This window comes from Clostridium sp., assembly GCF_036643715.1.
GTDB lineage: Bacteria > Bacillota > Clostridia > Clostridiales > Clostridiaceae > Clostridium.
On record NZ_JAVXRL010000015.1, the window covers coordinates 36,740 to 53,586 of the forward strand.

Consider the following 16,847-nt stretch of genomic DNA (forward strand, 5'->3'; position numbering starts at 1 on the left):
TTATAAATAAATTAACTAGCTTATATAAAAGTTTACTATATAAGTTAGTTAATAGTTGTAATGTGCAATAATTGTAATATAAATGTGTGAATTTAATATTATTTTGGTGTATAATCAAAAAGATAAAGTAATTTTTTGAGGTGAAAAGATGGATTTTTCAAAATTTATGGCAGGCGTATTTGGAATAATATTTATCATAGTACTATACGTTATAATCGTATATGCCTTAAAGATAATGGCAAAAGATGTTAAAAGCGGTGGGAATGTCAAAGGCGGTGCGCCAAGAAGACCAGCTCCTTCTAGAAGACATCATGGAATAGAGATAATAGAAATTGGGGATAATACGTCATTAAAGGTTGGGTCGGTAATTCCGATTAAAGATGAGGCTACAATAGGTAGACGAGGCAATAATTCAATAGTATTAACTGATCAATATGCATCAGGTAATCATGCTAAGATAATGGTAAAAAATAATACATTAATATTAGAAGATTTAGGAAGTACTAATGGGACATTTTTAAATGGCCAAAAAATAAGCGGTAGAGTTAAGTTGTTTGCTAAAGATCAAATAGCTATAGGTACTGTAGTATTTAAAGTATTATCTTAAATAGCGATGAGGTGATTAAATGAGAAAGAAGAAAAAAGAGAGCATAATGCTTGTACTTACATACATACTATGTCTTGCTCTGTTCACTAATTTAGCTATTCTAAAAACTCCTATGGATAAGAATGCCCTATACTTTGGGTTAATATTATGTGTAGTTATTGGTATTGCACATTTTGTTGTGAGGAAATTCTACCCAGATGGTGATAAGTTTATACTTACATTTTCATGCATATTAGTAGTAATTGGGATAGCCATGCTATATAGAATTGATCCAAAAGTTGCAGAGAAGCAACTTGTTTGGTTTTTAGTCAGTATAGTTGTATTTATGGTTGTACTTAAAGTATTCCCGGACTTTAAAAGTTTTGCTAAGTATAAAAATATATATATGATTTTAGTATTAGCATTTATGCCTATGGCTCTTTTAATTGGTACAGAGCTTAATGGTGCAAAAAACTGGGTTGTGTTTGGACCGGTAAGTTTCCAACCATCAGAGTTTGGTAAAATAGCGTTAGTATTGTATTTATCAGCATCACTTAGAGAGTATAGTAGTGGAAACAATTCAAAAGGAAGTTTTAAAAGTCTTATACAACCAGGTCTAGTTGTAATGTACAGTTTAGGTTGTATGGTACTTCAAAAAGACCTAGGATCAGCACTTATATTCTTTGGTATTTCAGTAACAATGCTTTATATAGCAACTACAAAAGCTAGATATGTTTTAGCATGTTTAGGTTTATCATCAGTTGGAGCTGTTGCAGCATATAAACTATTTGGTCATGTAAGAGAAAGAGTTCTTATATGGAGAAATCCTTGGGAATATACTCAAGATCAAAGTTATCAGTTAGTACAAGGATTATATGCAATTTCATCAGGTGGAATGATGGGTTCTGGGCTTGGACAGGGGTATCCGGGATTTGTCCCTATAAATACATCTGACTTCATATTTGCAATAATTTGCGAAGAATTTGGAATGGTATTTGGAATAGGAATAATGATAATATACTTCCTTTTATTTTACAGATGTATAAGAACTGCATTTGTTACAGATGATGAATTCTCACAACTTACAGCAGTTGGATTTAGTGCCATGATAGCATGTCAAGTTCTTGTTATAATAGGTGGAATATTTGCTGTAATTCCTTTAACAGGTATAACATTACCACTTATAAGTTATGGTGGTTCATCAATGTTAACTATGTTCTTTGCATTAGGAATATTGCAAAAAGTATCAGAGGAGGGCTAAGATGAAGGACGACATAAAAAATAGTGTAAAAAAAGTAATGATAGTTTTCTTATTTTGCTTAATAGCCCTAATCACATATATAGCATATTTCCAAGTTTTTAAGGCTCCGGAGATAGCTGCAAAGCCAGGAAATCAAAGGTCATGGGCAGCAAGAAACAAAGTATTAAGAGGAACAATCTATGACATAAACAATGATGTACTAGCAAAGAGTGTTAGAGAAAAGAATAATACTCAAAAGAGAGTATATCCAGAAGGTGCAGTTTATGCACCACCACTAGGATTCGTTGATAGCAGATTTGGGATAACTGGTCTTGAAGCTGCTTATGATAAAGAGCTTACAACTACATCAAATATGACAGCTAGTTTTAAGAAGCTAATGGATGATCCTAGTATAGATAATTTAAAATCAGCCTTCTTTGATAGAAAAGAAGATAAAGATAAAATTGGTAATGGAGTTGTTACTACTTTAGATAACAAGCTTCAAAAGGTTGCCTATGATGCATTAGGAGATAATAAAGGAGCCGTTGTTGCAATGGATCCTAAAACAGGAAATGTATTAGCTATGGTTTCAAAACCAACATATAATCCTAATGATTTAGCAGCAGAAATGAAAAAAGCTAATGAAGGAAATGGTGGGGACAGTAGATTCCTTAATAAAGCAATTCAAGGACAATATCCTCCAGGGTCAGTATTTAAAGTTGTAACAACAGCAAGTGCGCTTGATAATATTCCAGGAGTTGAAAATAAGACTTTCAATGATACTGGAAAGTTAAAGTTCCCAGGGGATAAGGATTTAAATAACTCAACTAACGAAGCAAATGGAAATATAGATTTAGAAAAAGCATTTATTGTATCAAGTAACGTAGTGTACGGAACACTTGGTATGGATCTTGGTAACTCTAAGTTAAAGAAATCTGCGGAGCAGTTTGGATTTAATGAGCAAGTGCCATCAAATGGATTCGTAATTGATAAAAGCACTTTCCCTGAATTAACATATAGCGGAGATATTGCAAGATCTGCAATAGGTCAAAGTACAGTAATGGCAACACCAATGCAAATGGCATTAGTTGCAAGTGCTGTTGCAAATAACGGAGTTATTATGCAACCAAATCTTGTTAGTAAAGTTATAGATAAAGATGGAAATACAATAGAAGTTCAAAAACCAAAAGAATATCAAAGAGCAATGTCAGAAGATGATGCAGCAACAATAAAATCATATATGAAGGCATTAGTTGATAAAAATATTAAAAGTGGTACATGGAGCTATTTTGCAGGAACAGGCGCAGCTGGTAAAACAGGAACAGCTGATCATAACCTTCCTAATGGATCACCTGCAACTCCACATTCATGGTTTATAAGTTTTGCACCAGCAAATGATCCAAAGATTGCAGTAGCTGTAATTGTAGAAAATGGTGGATATGGAGCTGGAAAAGCAGCAACAGTTGCTGGAAAAGTTATAAATGCAGCATTAAAATAATTTGAATTTCTTATAATTGATAAACCTCCTAATATATTTTTGTATTAGGAGGTTTTCATATATAACTAAATAAATAATTATATGTAAGTAAATACTAAAAGAAGGAAATATTTTTTAGAGGTGAAGATGATGTATGAAAAGATACAATTCGATGGACATCAAACTAAAAGAAAATTAGTTTTTTTACTTATATTAATTATATTATCAGTAATAACATATTTTTATAAATTCAATATATATAACACATTTTTTTCGTTAGCATCAATATTTATTATATTAGTTCTGGAGTTTTATGGAATTATATATGCATTAGCAACAATACTTACAATAGCAGTGACTACGATGATAATTGGATATACAAGGTTTTATTATGTTGGATATATATTAGAAATATTATTTATATGGGGATTGGGTAAAGTATTAAATGGGAAAATTAGAGTAACTATGAGAGCGATTATATATGCGCTAATAATGTATTTTATAGCTTCAATAATATATAAAACAGATGTGTTATCTGAATTGCAAACAATAGATAGAGTATCAAATATTATATTAGATGCATTAATGGCAGATTTACTTTTGTTTTATGTCTCATCAAGCAAAGCGTTCAATGAAAGAAGAAAGGGTAAGATAGTACTTAAAGAAGTTATATTTTATATATTAGCAGTACTTGTAATAATTCCATTTACATTGAACTTTGTTTTAGTAGGAAGAAATAATAATAGTGAAGTAGAAGCCTATTATAAAGTTGTAATGGAATTACCTAATGAAAACATAAAAAGATACATGAATGAAATATTAGCGGAAAGATTGATACAGACTAAAATAGTTATTATAATTACATCTATTCTTGCAGTATGTGCGTACTTTGTAGGTAGGAAGCTGATATTAGAAATAGAAGATCTTGTATATGTAATTAGTGATGCATCTAAAGAGACTGAGAGTAAGAGAAATATTAAGTGGCCAGAAAGTAATATTAATGAGATTGCAGTACTTACAGGAAATTTCGAGATGCTTCTATTTAAATTTAAAGTAATGTTAAACAAAACAATAGAACGAAATAAAGAGCTACATAAACAGGCTATTACTGATGAATTAACATCAATAGAGAATAGACTTAGTTTTAATAAATATATAAAAGAAGATATAGATTTAATAAATAAAGAAGTAGCTATTGCACTTCTTGATATCGATAAATTCAAGAATATAAATGATACATTAGGGCATGAAGCAGGGGATTATGTTCTTATTGAAGTTGCAAATAGATTAAAAAAGTTAGATTACAAAGGGATTAGAGCTTTTAGAACTGGAGGAGACGAGTTCTTACTTATTAAAATATTAAAAGATGGAAATAATTTAAATATTTACGGGGAAGAAATAATAGAACTTTTTAAAGAGCCATTTTTAATTTATAATGTTAAGTACAATGTAACTACAAGTGTTGGTATAAGTAGGTTTTATGATATTAAACAAGATGCTTCAAATATTATAAAAGAAGCAGATATAGCTATGTATGAAGCTAAAAAAGAAAGAGGATCTTCCTATAAAATATTTAAAAATGATACTAAAAATATGGGAAATAAGTGATATAATTATAAAATGAGGGTATATACAAAAGAATAGGAGGGGTTTAAGGGATGTTTGATTTTGAATATCAACTTAAAATATTACCAGAAAAGCCAGGAGTATATTTAATGAAGAACTCCTTAGGTGAGATAATATATGTTGGTAAAGCAAAGAATTTAAAAAATAGAGTAAGACAATATTTTAGAAAATCTAAAAACCATTCAGAAAAAGTAAGAGCGATGGTTAGAAATATTGCTGAATTTGAATATATAGTTACAGACTCGGAGATGGAAGCTTTAATATTAGAATGTAATCTAATAAAAAAGTATAGTCCTAAATATAATATAGCATTAAAGGATGATAAGTTTTATCCTTTTATTAAGATAACAACAAATGAAGATTTTCCAAGGGTATTTGTTACAAGAAACTTTGCAAGGGATGGAAATAAGTACTTTGGTCCTTATACAGATGGCGGAGCTGTATATGAAACTATTAACTTAATAAGAAAAGTATTTCCAATTAGAACTTGTAAAAAGTCAATTATTGAAGGTGGGAAACCTACAAGACCATGTCTTAATTTTCATATAGGTAAATGTAATGGACCTTGTGGTGGTTACGTAGCTAAAGAAGATTATTGGAAGATGATAAATTCAGTTATTGATATACTAAATGGTAAGGATAAAGATGTTAATAGAGAACTTAAAAGGCAGATGGAAGAGGCATCTATGAACTTAGAATTTGAGAAGGCAGCTTCTTATAGAGATAAAATTTTAGCAATAGATGCATTAGTTCAAAAGCAAAAGATGTTTAAAGTAACAGATGAGGATGAAGATTTCATAAATATATATAGTGATGAGAAAGATAGTTGCATACAAATATTCTTTTTAAGAAGTGGAAAGATTACAGGAAGAGAACATTTTATGATAGAGAATACAGTATTAGAAGATACTGCTGATGTAATCTCTAAATTTATTGTAAACTTTTATGGAGGAGCAACTAAGATAGGAAAAACTATTTATATACCAAAAGTATCAGATAAAGAAGTTCTTGAAGAGTTCTTATCTGTTAAGAGGGAATCAAAAGTTACTTTAAAGATACCTCAAAAAGGTGATAAGAAAAGTATGTTAGAAATGGTTCGAGAAAATGCCAAAATAACTTTAGAACAGTTTAAAGAAAAGATAGTTATGGAAAAAGAGATAAATAATATAGCATTAATGGAACTAACTAACATGTTATCACTTGAGGAGTTACCACATAGAATTGAAGCTTATGATATATCAAATATTCAGGGGGTAGACTCTGTAGGAAGTATGATTGTATTTGAAGATGGTAAAGCAAAAAACAGTAATTATAGAAGATTTAGAATAAAAACTGTAAAAGGTGCTAATGATTATGATAGTATGAGAGAAATATTAGAAAGAAGATTCTCTCATGGGCTCAGAGAAATCAAAGAGATACAGGAGAGAGAACTAGTATTTTCTAATGGTAAATTTTCTAATTTTCCTGATTTGATAATGATGGATGGTGGAAAAGGACAGGTAAATATTGCACTAGAAGTTCTAAAAAAGCTAGGTATAGAAATACCTGTTTGTGGTCTTGTTAAAGATGACAAGCATCAAACTAGAGGAATAATATATAATAATGAAGAAATTATAATAAACAGAGGTTCTAACTTGATGCAGTTAATAAGACGTATTCAAGATGAGGTCCATAGGTTTGCAATCACTTATCACAGATCACTTCGTGATAAGAGAACATTACATTCTATATTAGATGATATACCTTATATCGGTGAGAGAAGAAGAAAAGAACTCTTGATAAAATTTGGAAGTGTAGATAAGGTAAAACGAGCTACATTAGAAGAATTATTAGAGACACCAAGTATTGATAGAAAATCAGCAAAAAGTATACTAGAATATTTCAATGGTGTTAAAAAAGAGTAAAAGTAATGGAAATGTAAACTTATAAGGCTTGTTTTAATTTCCAATTTAGAATATACTAAATAATTGTAAAAAATATATTTCAAGGAGTTTTCATGAATGAATAAATATAGCGAATTATTCAAAGACATATATTCAAAAAATCAAATAGAAGTTAACGCAAAGATGAGCGAGCATATATATTTTAAAGTAGGTGGCCCTGTAGATTTACTACTTATACCAGAAACTAAAGAACAAGTAGTTAAAACATTAAAAATTTGCAAGGAAAATGAAGTTCCATATTTTATAATAGGAAATGGTTCTAATCTGCTTGTTAAAGATGGTGGAATAAGAGGCGTAGTAATTAAACTTACTGAGCTTAAAAATATTAAAGTAGAAGATGACAGAGTTATTGCAGATACAGGAGTACTTTTAAAAGATGCTTCAAAAGCAGCTTTAGAAAATGATTTGACTGGATTAGAATTTGCATGTGGTATACCAGGCTCAATTGGTGGTGCAGTATTTATGAATGCTGGAGCATATAATGGAGAAATTGCAGATGTTATAGAAAGTGCAGAAGTTTTAACTGAAGATGGAGAAATAATAACTTATTCAAAAGAAGAATTACAGTTAGGATATAGAACATCAAGAGTTATGACTGAGAAAGCTATAGTTTTAAGTGCAACATTTAAGTTGCCAAATGGAGAACATGAAAAGATAAAAGCTAGAGTTGATGATTTAACTTATAAGAGAGAATCAAAACAACCTCTAGAATATCCATCAGCAGGAAGTACATTTAAGAGACCAGAAGGATATTTTGCAGGAAAGCTAATACAAGATGCAGGGCTTAAAGGTTACTCAGTTGGAGGCGCAGCTGTATCAAACAAACATTCAGGCTTTGTTATTAATAAAGGTGGAGCAACAGCTCAAGATATTTTAGATGTTATTCATCACGTACAAGATGAAGTTAAAAGCCAATTTGGCGTAGAACTTCACACTGAAGTAAGAATAATAGGTGAAGAAAAGTAAGAATTTTATAAATAGTCTGCTTTAATGCAGGCTATTTTTTTATACACTGATATATAAATTAGTATTACAGTTTTTTATAAAGGTGATATAATTATATTATAAAAAAAGGGAATGGGGGAATTATATGTTATATGTATTAACAATTGGTGGGGGAGCAGTATTTCTAGTTTTAGCATTTTTAGTTGGAATAAATGAGAATATTTCACTTATACCTGCAATGACAGAAGGAAAGGTAAAACAAGTGAGGAGAAAAAAGAAGGTAGCAATAGACTTTGGGGTTCATTATTTATTTATGGCACTTGCATGTTTTGCGACAGCAGCATTAACTATTTTTGTTGGGAAAGTTGGCTTGTACATAGGTCTTGGTCTTGTTGTTATTGCAGCATTTGCTTATTCAGCACTTAGTAGCAGTATTAATGATAAGCTAAGAAGAAATATATATTAATTAAAAAGGGGGCGCTTCCAGTATAGGAAGTAGAATTTATGAAGAGAGCAATAAGAAAAGAGATAAAAAGCCTTGCACCGTATATAGCAGGAAAGCCTATAGATGAAGTAAAGAGGGAGTATGGAATAGACAGAGTAGTAAAGCTTGCATCAAATGAAAACCCTTATGGTGCTTCGCCTAAAGCTTTAAAGGCTATAAATGAAATATTAAATGATACAGGATTATATCCTGATGCATCATCTTATGATCTAAAGAGAGCAATAGCAAATAAATTTAATGTTAAAGAAGAGATGGTATTCTGTGGGGCAGGATCAGATTCGTTAATTAAAGATATTTGTTTAACTATGTTAGATAAAGGTGATGAAAGCATTATGGGTGATATTACCTTCCCAAGATATGAATCAAATACTATTTTGATGGGGGGAACTCCAATATTAGTTCCATTAAAAGAAGGCAAGCTTGACATAGAAGAGATGGTAAACCAAATAACAGATAAAACAAAAGTTATTTGGTTTTGCAATCCAAACAATCCAACTGGAACTATATTTACAGAAAAAGAATTTGAATCAATTATAAATAAGATACCAAGTCATGTAATGATAGTTATGGATGAAGCTTACGAAGAATTTGTTTCAAGAGAAGACTTTCCAAATACTTTAGAGCTTATGAAGAAATATGATAATATAGTTTTATTAAAAACTTTCTCTAAAGCATATGGATTAGCATCTTTAAGGATAGGTTACGGTATAGCAAATGTGGAATTTGTATCATATATTAATAGAGTAATAAATGCTTTTGATTGTAATCTTTATGCACAGAAAGCATGTGTTATTTCAATTAAGGATTATGAGCATACTGAATTTGTAATAAGACAAAATAGTATTCAGAGAGAATATTTAAAAAGTGAATTTGATAATATGGGACTTAAATATTTAGAATCACAGGCTAATTTTATAATGGTTGATGTTAATGGAGATGATAGAGTAATACATGAATATTTATTATCAAAAGGTTTCATAATAAGGCCGGGATTTTTACTTAATATGCCAGGATTTATTAGAGTATCCATAGGAAAAGAAAAGGATAATAGAGAGTTTGTTTCTCTTTTAAAAGATGCAATTAAGTTAAGAGATAATTAGTAATATAGATATATTTTGGCGGTATGCATAAATCATAGCGCCATTTAAATTTATTATGATATAATAGTATAAATTAAGCTTTAAAAGGAGGCGCAAATTATGAGATTTGTTATAGTTACAGGACTATCAGGAGCAGGAAAAACAGAAGCAACTAGAAGTTTAGAAGATTTAGGATACTTTTGTGTAGATAACTTACCACCACAATTAATACCTAAGTTTGCAGAAGCTTGTAATAATGGAAGTATAGAAAAAGTAGCAATTGTTATAGATATAAGAGGTGGAGTATTCTTTGATGACTTATTTGAGAGCTTAGTTTATTTAAAGAACAATGACTTCAAGTATGAAATACTATTCTTAGAAGCTTCTAATGAAGTGTTAGTTAGAAGATTTAAAGAAGCTAGAAGAAGTCATCCATTAGCACCAAAAGCGCGTGTGCTTACTGGAATAACTGAAGAAAGAAACAAATTAAGAGAAGTTAAAGATAGAGCAGATGTAATAATTGATACATCTAAATATGCAATTAAAGATTTAAGAGAAAAGATGAATAGTTATTATGGTACAAGTGAGGAACCAGATAAAGAATTATCAATAACAGTATTAAGTTTTGGATTTAAATATGGTATACCAGTTGATTCAGATTTAGTATTTGATGTTAGATTTATTCCAAATCCTTTCTATATACCAGAACTTAAACAGTATTCAGGTAATGATGAACCAGTTAAAAAGTACGTTTTAGAGCAAACAGAAACAGTTGGTTTCTTAGAGAGATTAACAGACATGCTTAAGTTTTTAATACCAAATTACAGTAAAGAAGGAAAGAGACAGCTTATAATATCAATCGGTTGTACAGGGGGAAGACATAGATCTGTTGCAATAGCAAATAAGATATATGAATTATTACTTGAAGAGGGCTATAAAGCTGGAATCGAACATAGAGACATATCAGAAGATGTCAATAAGGGAGAAAAGAAGCTATGAGGCTGTCTGACTGGTTGAAGCCTGGGATAAAGGTTAAAAGATGGATGGCCTTCGGGCTATTTGGGGTTCTTTTAATTGCCTTTGGTTTTACTGAACTTGTTACTCACAGAGTTTATGATATTTACTATAAGCTATTTTATATTTGTTTAAACGTTACTGGAGTTTTTGTGATATATATTTCAATTACAGAAGGAATAAAGTCAGTAATAGCACTTATGAATAAAGGATATTTAAAGATGTCTTTAGATAGTAGAAAGATTGAGACTCTTATAACAGAAAAGAGACTTTTAGTTAAAGGTCCTAAAATTGTTGTAATTGGGGGTGGAACAGGCTTATCAACTATGCTTAGAGGTCTTAAGTACTATACATCAAATATAACAGCTATTGTTACTGTTGGAGATGATGGTGGTGGATCTGGAGCATTAAGAGAGGATCTTGGTATGTTACCTCCAGGTGATATAAGAAACTGTATTTTAGCATTAGCTGATACTGAGCCTTTAATGGAGGACTTACTTCAATATAGATTTACAGAAGGAAGACTTAAAGGTCAAAGTTTTGGGAATTTATTTTTAGCAGCAATGGATGGGGTTTCAGATAATTTTGTTGGTGCTGTTCAGAAGATGAGTTCAGTTCTTGCTGTAACAGGTAAAGTACTCCCAGTCACTTTAGATGATATGAAGCTTATGGCTCAACTTGAAAATGGCAATGTAGTTGCTGGAGAGTCTGATATTCCAGAAGAAGCATTAAATCAAAAGTCACGAATTAAAAGGCTTATGATTGTACCAGAAGATGCTAAGCCGTTAGAAGAAGCACTTAAAGCTATTAAGGATGCGGATGCTATAGTTATGGGACCTGGAAGCTTATATACTAGTGTTATCCCAAATCTTTTAGTTAAAGGTATAGTAAGTGAAATTAAAAAGAGTAGTGCATATAAAATATATATTTCAAATGTAATGACTCAACCAGGTGAAACTGATAATTTTAAAGTTTATGATCATATAAAAGTGCTTAAAAAGTATGGTGGCAAGGATATAGTGGACTGTGTTATTGCAAACAATGGAAGTATAAGTAAGGATATGAGAAGTAAATATAAAGAGAAGAGTTCTGATGTAGTTACTATAGATAGAAGTAAACTTAAGGAATTTGGAATTGAAATAGTTGAAAAGAATCTTGTTAAAGTAAGTAAAGGAACTATTAAGCATGATTCTGATTATTTAGCTCAAGTATTAGTTGAAACTATTATGGAGAAGAAGCTTCTTTATGATAGAAGAAAGATAATTGAGTATATGTATCTTTCACAACGTATTAAAGAAAGAGACAAAAGTGAAAAGAAGCAAAAGAGAGAAAAAGATAAAGAGAATAATTAGTAAAAGAGTGGATTTTTTAATAATCCACTCTTTTTTTATATTAATAATATTATTATTTTATGTCAATATCCATAATTCCACTTACTTTATCATGTAATAGTACAGGGTCATGCTTAATTATATGTGATACAACATGTATGAATACAAATAAATTTAGTATAAGTTGTAAGAACCCAATTAAAATTAAAAAGTCGTATTTTTCTATATTAGCAAGATAAGTACTAGCATCTGATAATATGTTGTTTGTAAGGAAATAACCATACATCAATAGAGAATATCTTTTAAATACATCTATAAATCTTAATCGGTTAGAATGGCCCTCTAATCTCATTTTTAATAAACGCTTACCTATTGTAAATCCATTTGTTAAGTAAGGAATTAATATAAAGTAAACAAAAGTTACTATTATAAATACAAATATAGTATTTGAAAATAAGAAAAATGAGCATATAGTCCAGTCAATAACAAAAGCTATAATTCGTTTAAGATAAGGGGAGTATGTTCCTTCTGAAAATTGTGTGGATTTAACTTTATTTATATCGGGTAATATATATGTAAAAATTGGTGTTACATAATATCCTATAATGCCACTTAAAGTATTTAGCATAAGGTCATCTACATCAAATAGTCTATAAGGATATTTATAAATTCCATATATTCCTGTTAATTGAGTAATTTCAAAGAACAATGAAACTAAGAAAGTTATAATTATAGTTTGCTTTAAACTTCTCTTAAAGTAATACCTAAGGTAAACTCCAAGTGGTAAAAGTAAGATTGCATTAAATAATACTTGCATGAATGCACCTTCAGAGAAAATATGTAAGTAACTACTAGGATTTGATAAAACAAAACTAGTATTTCTCAAAAAATCACTTACAAAAGTAAAGGGCACTAATTGAATATAATGACCAGCTGGTATTCTCGGTTTATCTACAATTGGAAGTGGCAAAAGTGTCATAAAGAATGCAGTGATAATGTAAAATACAAAACTAAAGAATAAGAATGTCTTTAATTTATTTATTTTACCGTACTTTCTATAATCGTGAACTGCATAAGGTAGAGATATTAAAGCAGCTAACAATGGAAAAAGTAAGAGTGCCACTTTTATAGGGAATAAATATGCTTTCATAAAAAAATACTCCTTTGTAATTTATAAAATTTTCTTTAGTATTAGAACTTGAGAATATATTTCCTAAAATTCTAGATATATTATATATTATATACCTGTAGAATTGTGATTATTTATGAAGATTTATGATATAATTTTATAATGTATATAGTGAGATATATCTTTTAATAATTGTATATAAAAAGGAGAGCAATAAATGTCGTTTTCATCAAAAGTTAAAGGAGAAATTTGTAGATATAGTAGCATTAGCAAAGAAGAAGCATTAGCAGAAATTTCAGGGATAATGAAAGTTAGTGGAACTATTGCTTTTACGGGAAAAGGATTAGCATTTAGAATTACAACAGAAAATCCTGCAAGTGCAAGACTTATATTTACATTACTAAAAGAGCATTTTAATATCCATTCTAAATTAATGGTTAAAAAAAGTAATTCATTAAAGAAAAACAATATATATATGGTTGTTATAGATGAAGAAATGGGTGTTAGAGGACTTCTTGAAGAAACAGGAATACTTAGAGAAGTTGATGGAGTTATGAGTTTAAATTATTCAATAGATCCAGAAGGTGTAAGTACTGATGAATCAAAGAGAGCCTACATTAGAGGAGCTTTCTTAGGTGGTGGGAGCATAAGTAACCCAGAGAAAACTTATCACTTAGAATTTGTAACTCATAGTGAAGAGTATGCAAATGATTTATGTGATCTTATAAATAGTTGTGGACTTAATTCTAAAGTTATTCAAAGAAAAAATAGTTTTATAATTTATATAAAAGAAGGAGAACAAATAGTAGATTTACTTAATATATTAGGTGCTCATACTTGTCTTCTTGAATTAGAAAATATAAGAATAAAAAAAGAAATGAGAAACAACGTTAATAGACTTGTTAACTGCGAGACTGCAAATCTTTCAAAAACAGTTAATGCAGCAGTAAGACAAGTTGAAAGTATAAAACTTATAAAATCAAGCATAGGACTTCAAAGATTACCAAAAAATCTTCAAGAAATTGCAGAGCTTAGATTACAGTATCCTGAGGAATCCTTAAAGGAACTTGGAGAGATACTAGATCCTCCTGTTGGAAAATCAGGAGTTAATCATAGATTAAGAAAAATTGAAAAAATAGCAGAAGAGATAAGGTCAGGTACATACTAATGACCTTTCTCTTTTAATAGAAGGGATGTGGTTCATTGAAAGAGAAGAAATTTTGCCACTTGCATTTGCATACAGAGTATAGCTTGCTAGATGGATCGGGTAAGATTAAGAAACTTCTTAAGAAGGCAAAAGAACTTGGGATGGAAAGCATGGCTATAACAGATCATGGTGTTATGTATGGCTGTGTTGATTTCTATAGAGCAGCTAAAGAAGAAGGTATTAAGCCTATTCTTGGATGTGAAGTTTATGTTGCAGCTAAGTCAATGCACATAAAAAATGTTGATAAAGATAATACAACAAATCACTTAGTTTTATTAGTTAAAAATGAAACTGGATATGAGAACTTAATGAAGATTGTATCAGAAGCATCTATTGATGGATTTTATTATAAACCTAGAATAGATCATGAGTTTTTAAGAAAACATAGCGATGGTATTATTGCATCAAGTGCTTGTCTTGGTGGAGAAGTTCAAAGAGCATTACTTAATGATAACTATGAAAAGGCAAAAGAGGTTGCACTAATTTATAAGGATATATTTAAAGATGGCTTTTACTTAGAGCTTCAAAATCATGGTATGGAGGAGCAAAGAAAAGTTAATGAATTAAATATAAAATTATCTAAAGAGACTGGAATACCTCTAATTGCCACAAATGATGTCCACTATATAGATCAAAAAGATTCTAAATCACATGATATTTTAATGTGTATTCAAACTGGTAAAACAGTTGATGATAGCGATAGAAGACGATATCCATCAGATCAGTTTTATTTAAAGTCAGGAGAAGAAATGTATGATATGTTTTCATATATTCCTGAAGCTTTAGAAAATACTGTGAAGATAGCAGAGGAATGTAACTTTGATTATGAGTTTCACGTATCAAAGCTTCCAAAATTCCCGTTACCTGAGGGGACTGACCCTTTCATTTACCTTAGAGATACTTGTTTTATGGGACTTATTGAAAGATATCCCGTATTTAAGGACTTTGTTAGCAGTGAATATGATTATGACAGTATAGTCGCTTTAGGTGATACTGATGAGGAGGCTAAAGTTCTAATTGATAGGCTTGAATATGAGCTTTCTGTAATTGGTCAAATGGGATATGTTGATTATTTTTTAATTGTTTGGGATTTTATAAGGTACTCAAATGAGAATGGAATACCAACGGGACCAGGAAGAGGATCAGCTGCAGGATCAATTGTTGCTTTCACTCTTGGAATAACAAAGATTGATCCAATAAAATATAGTTTACTTTTTGAAAGATTCTTAAATCCAGAAAGAGTAAGTATGCCAGATTAAGGTTTAGGTTGAAAAACTAAATTATAGTCGTGTATATTAGAAATAATATACTTAAAGAGCCTTGAATTGCTAGGAAGCCCTTAAGCTATTAGTACCACAACATAAAGATGAAATAAGCTTAAGTGTGATGGTTTAAAAAATTAATAGATTGGGTTATTAGCAGCGAAGTCCTCAATAGGGAAACGTTCAACGACTAGTGCGAAGGCACGTAGCTCATTAAATTATAAAATGAGCGAAGCGGGGCAGCCCAAACCGTAGAGGTCGGTGGGTGAAGATATAGTCTATACCCACTACATAAAGTAGTGTTAAAGTATTTCGAAAGAAAGGGTAGTAATAGATAGATTCCGATTTTTGTTATGAAAGAAGACAGGAAGTAATTGATTATGTTGTTGAAAAGTATGGAGAAGATAATGTATCTCAGATAATAACTTTTGGAACAATGGCAGCGAGAGCCTGTATAAGAGACGTAGGAAGGGCGATGAACTATTCATATGCAGAGGTTGATAGAATAGCTAAGATGATACCTACGATGCTTGGAGTAACTATAGAAAAGGCATTAGACCTTAATCCAGAGCTTAAGGAAGCTTACGACAATGAGGACAGAGTTAAAAATCTTATTGATGTAAGCCGTGACTTAGAAGGATTACCAAGGCACTCATCAACCCATGCAGCTGGTGTAGTTATTGCTTCAAAGCCTTTAGTAGAGTATGTACCACTTCAAAAAAATGAAGAAATGATTGTAACTCAATTCGGTATGACTACATTAGAGGAGCTTGGACTATTAAAGATGGACTTCTTAGGACTTAGAACTTTAACTGTTATGAATGATGCAATTAAAATGATCAAATATAACAGAGGTGTAGATATTGATTTAGATAAAATTGATATTAACGATAAAGAAGTTTATAAAATGATTGGGGAAGGTAGAACTGCTGGTGTATTCCAATTAGAATCAGCGGGGATGGTATCCTTCATGAAGGAACTTAAACCTGACTCATTAGAAGATATAATTGCGGGTATTTCGCTTTATAGACCAGGTCCAATGGCTGAAATACCAAGATATATAGAAAGAAAAAGAAACCCAGAGAAGGTGGAGTACGCAACTCCAGAACTTGAAGATATCCTAAATGTTACCTATGGAGTAATGGTTTACCAGGAACAAGTAATGGAAATAGTTAGGAAATTAGCAGGATATTCAATGGGAAGAAGTGACCTTGTTAGAAGAGCTATGTCAAAGAAAAAACATAAGGTCATGGAAGAGGAAAGAAAGAATTTCATCTATGGAATAGAAGATGAAAATGGAAATGTAGAAGTGCCAGGATGTTTAAGGAATGGCATTTCTGAAGAAGCAGCGAATAAGATATATGATATGATGATGGATTTTGCCTCATATGCTTTTAACAAAAGTCATGCTGCGGCCTACGGTGTTGTAGGTTATCAAACAGCATACTTAATGAGGTACTATCCAGTCGAAATGATTGCAGCTATGCTTAACTCCGTTATGGG

At 30.6% G+C, this 16,847-nt stretch carries 12 protein-coding genes and 2 pseudogenes; 13 read left to right on the plus strand and 1 reads right to left on the minus strand.

Annotated features, from left to right (window positions below; translation table 11 throughout):
- Positions 1–148: 148 nt before the first annotated feature.
- From RSF37_RS06290 to RSF37_RS06335, 10 genes are all read left to right on the plus strand, one after another.
- The gene (locus tag RSF37_RS06290) at positions 149–607 is read left to right on the plus strand and encodes an FHA domain-containing protein (RefSeq protein ID WP_332563551.1); all 459 of its coding nucleotides are present in this window, start codon (positions 149–151) and stop codon (positions 605–607) included.
- Positions 608–626: 19 nt separating this feature from the next.
- Positions 627–1,847 (plus strand): FtsW/RodA/SpoVE family cell cycle protein, encoded by a 1,221-nt coding sequence (locus RSF37_RS06295; RefSeq protein ID WP_332563552.1) that lies wholly within the window; start codon positions 627–629, stop codon positions 1,845–1,847.
- A 1-nt stretch (position 1,848) separates the two neighbouring features.
- Positions 1,849–3,324 (plus strand): peptidoglycan D,D-transpeptidase FtsI family protein, encoded by a 1,476-nt coding sequence (locus RSF37_RS06300; protein WP_332563553.1) that lies wholly within the window; start codon positions 1,849–1,851, stop codon positions 3,322–3,324.
- A 126-nt stretch (positions 3,325–3,450) separates the two neighbouring features.
- Positions 3,451–4,911, plus strand: a complete 1,461-nt coding sequence (locus RSF37_RS06305; RefSeq protein WP_332563554.1) for a GGDEF domain-containing protein — start codon at positions 3,451–3,453, stop codon at positions 4,909–4,911.
- 50 nt (positions 4,912–4,961) lie between these two features.
- A complete protein-coding gene (gene uvrC, locus RSF37_RS06310; RefSeq protein ID WP_332563555.1) occupies positions 4,962–6,833 on the plus strand; it encodes an excinuclease ABC subunit UvrC in 1,872 nt (623 codons plus the stop codon).
- 96 nt (positions 6,834–6,929) lie between these two features.
- Positions 6,930–7,838, plus strand: coding sequence for a UDP-N-acetylmuramate dehydrogenase (gene murB / locus RSF37_RS06315; RefSeq protein WP_332563556.1), 909 nt, complete (start codon positions 6,930–6,932; stop codon positions 7,836–7,838).
- 124 nt (positions 7,839–7,962) lie between these two features.
- On the plus strand, positions 7,963–8,283 hold the full coding sequence (locus tag RSF37_RS06320) for a hypothetical protein (protein WP_332563557.1): 321 nt from the start codon (positions 7,963–7,965) through the stop codon (positions 8,281–8,283).
- Positions 8,284–8,321: 38 nt separating this feature from the next.
- Entirely contained in the window at positions 8,322–9,422 is a 1,101-nt protein-coding gene (gene hisC, locus RSF37_RS06325; protein WP_332563558.1) for a histidinol-phosphate transaminase, read from the plus strand.
- 99 nt (positions 9,423–9,521) lie between these two features.
- Positions 9,522–10,400, plus strand: a complete 879-nt coding sequence (gene rapZ, locus RSF37_RS06330; protein ID WP_332563559.1) for an RNase adapter RapZ — start codon at positions 9,522–9,524, stop codon at positions 10,398–10,400.
- Complete coding sequence (locus tag RSF37_RS06335; RefSeq protein WP_332563560.1) at positions 10,397–11,767, plus strand: gluconeogenesis factor YvcK family protein; 1,371 nt, start codon at positions 10,397–10,399, stop codon at positions 11,765–11,767. The genes rapZ and RSF37_RS06335 overlap by 4 nt, the downstream gene beginning before the upstream one ends.
- Positions 11,768–11,819: 52 nt before the next feature.
- Here the strand turns inward: RSF37_RS06335 and RSF37_RS06340 are convergent, their stop codons facing one another.
- Positions 11,820–12,896 (minus strand): VanZ family protein, encoded by a 1,077-nt coding sequence (locus RSF37_RS06340; RefSeq protein ID WP_332563561.1) that lies wholly within the window; start codon positions 12,894–12,896, stop codon positions 11,820–11,822.
- Positions 12,897–13,092: 196 nt separating this feature from the next.
- On the opposite strand from RSF37_RS06340, the gene whiA reads away from it, so the two are divergent.
- From whiA to dnaE (RSF37_RS06355), 3 genes and pseudogenes are all read left to right on the plus strand, one after another.
- Positions 13,093–14,043 (plus strand): DNA-binding protein WhiA, encoded by a 951-nt coding sequence (gene whiA / locus RSF37_RS06345; protein WP_332563562.1) that lies wholly within the window; start codon positions 13,093–13,095, stop codon positions 14,041–14,043.
- Between the two features lie 35 nt (positions 14,044–14,078).
- A pseudogene (gene dnaE / locus RSF37_RS06350) lies at positions 14,079–15,338 on the plus strand (DNA polymerase III subunit alpha); the annotation flags it as partial.
- Between the two features lie 340 nt (positions 15,339–15,678).
- Positions 15,679–16,847, plus strand: a pseudogene (gene dnaE, locus RSF37_RS06355) (DNA polymerase III subunit alpha); the annotation flags it as partial.

Coding starts and splice junctions, on each gene's coding strand:
- RSF37_RS06290 (WP_332563551.1), top strand. CDS start 149: ATGGATTTTTCAAAATTTATGGCAGGCGTATTTGGAATAATATTTATC.
- RSF37_RS06295 (WP_332563552.1), top strand. CDS start 627: ATGAGAAAGAAGAAAAAAGAGAGCATAATGCTTGTACTTACATACATA.
- RSF37_RS06300 (WP_332563553.1), top strand. CDS start 1,849: ATGAAGGACGACATAAAAAATAGTGTAAAAAAAGTAATGATAGTTTTC.
- RSF37_RS06305 (WP_332563554.1), top strand. CDS start 3,451: ATGATGTATGAAAAGATACAATTCGATGGACATCAAACTAAAAGAAAA.
- uvrC (WP_332563555.1), top strand. CDS start 4,962: ATGTTTGATTTTGAATATCAACTTAAAATATTACCAGAAAAGCCAGGA.
- murB (WP_332563556.1), top strand. CDS start 6,930: ATGAATAAATATAGCGAATTATTCAAAGACATATATTCAAAAAATCAA.
- RSF37_RS06320 (WP_332563557.1), top strand. CDS start 7,963: ATGTTATATGTATTAACAATTGGTGGGGGAGCAGTATTTCTAGTTTTA.
- hisC (WP_332563558.1), top strand. CDS start 8,322: ATGAAGAGAGCAATAAGAAAAGAGATAAAAAGCCTTGCACCGTATATA.
- rapZ (WP_332563559.1), top strand. CDS start 9,522: ATGAGATTTGTTATAGTTACAGGACTATCAGGAGCAGGAAAAACAGAA.
- RSF37_RS06335 (WP_332563560.1), top strand. CDS start 10,397: ATGAGGCTGTCTGACTGGTTGAAGCCTGGGATAAAGGTTAAAAGATGG.
- RSF37_RS06340 (WP_332563561.1), bottom strand. CDS start 12,896: ATGAAAGCATATTTATTCCCTATAAAAGTGGCACTCTTACTTTTTCCA.
- whiA (WP_332563562.1), top strand. CDS start 13,093: ATGTCGTTTTCATCAAAAGTTAAAGGAGAAATTTGTAGATATAGTAGC.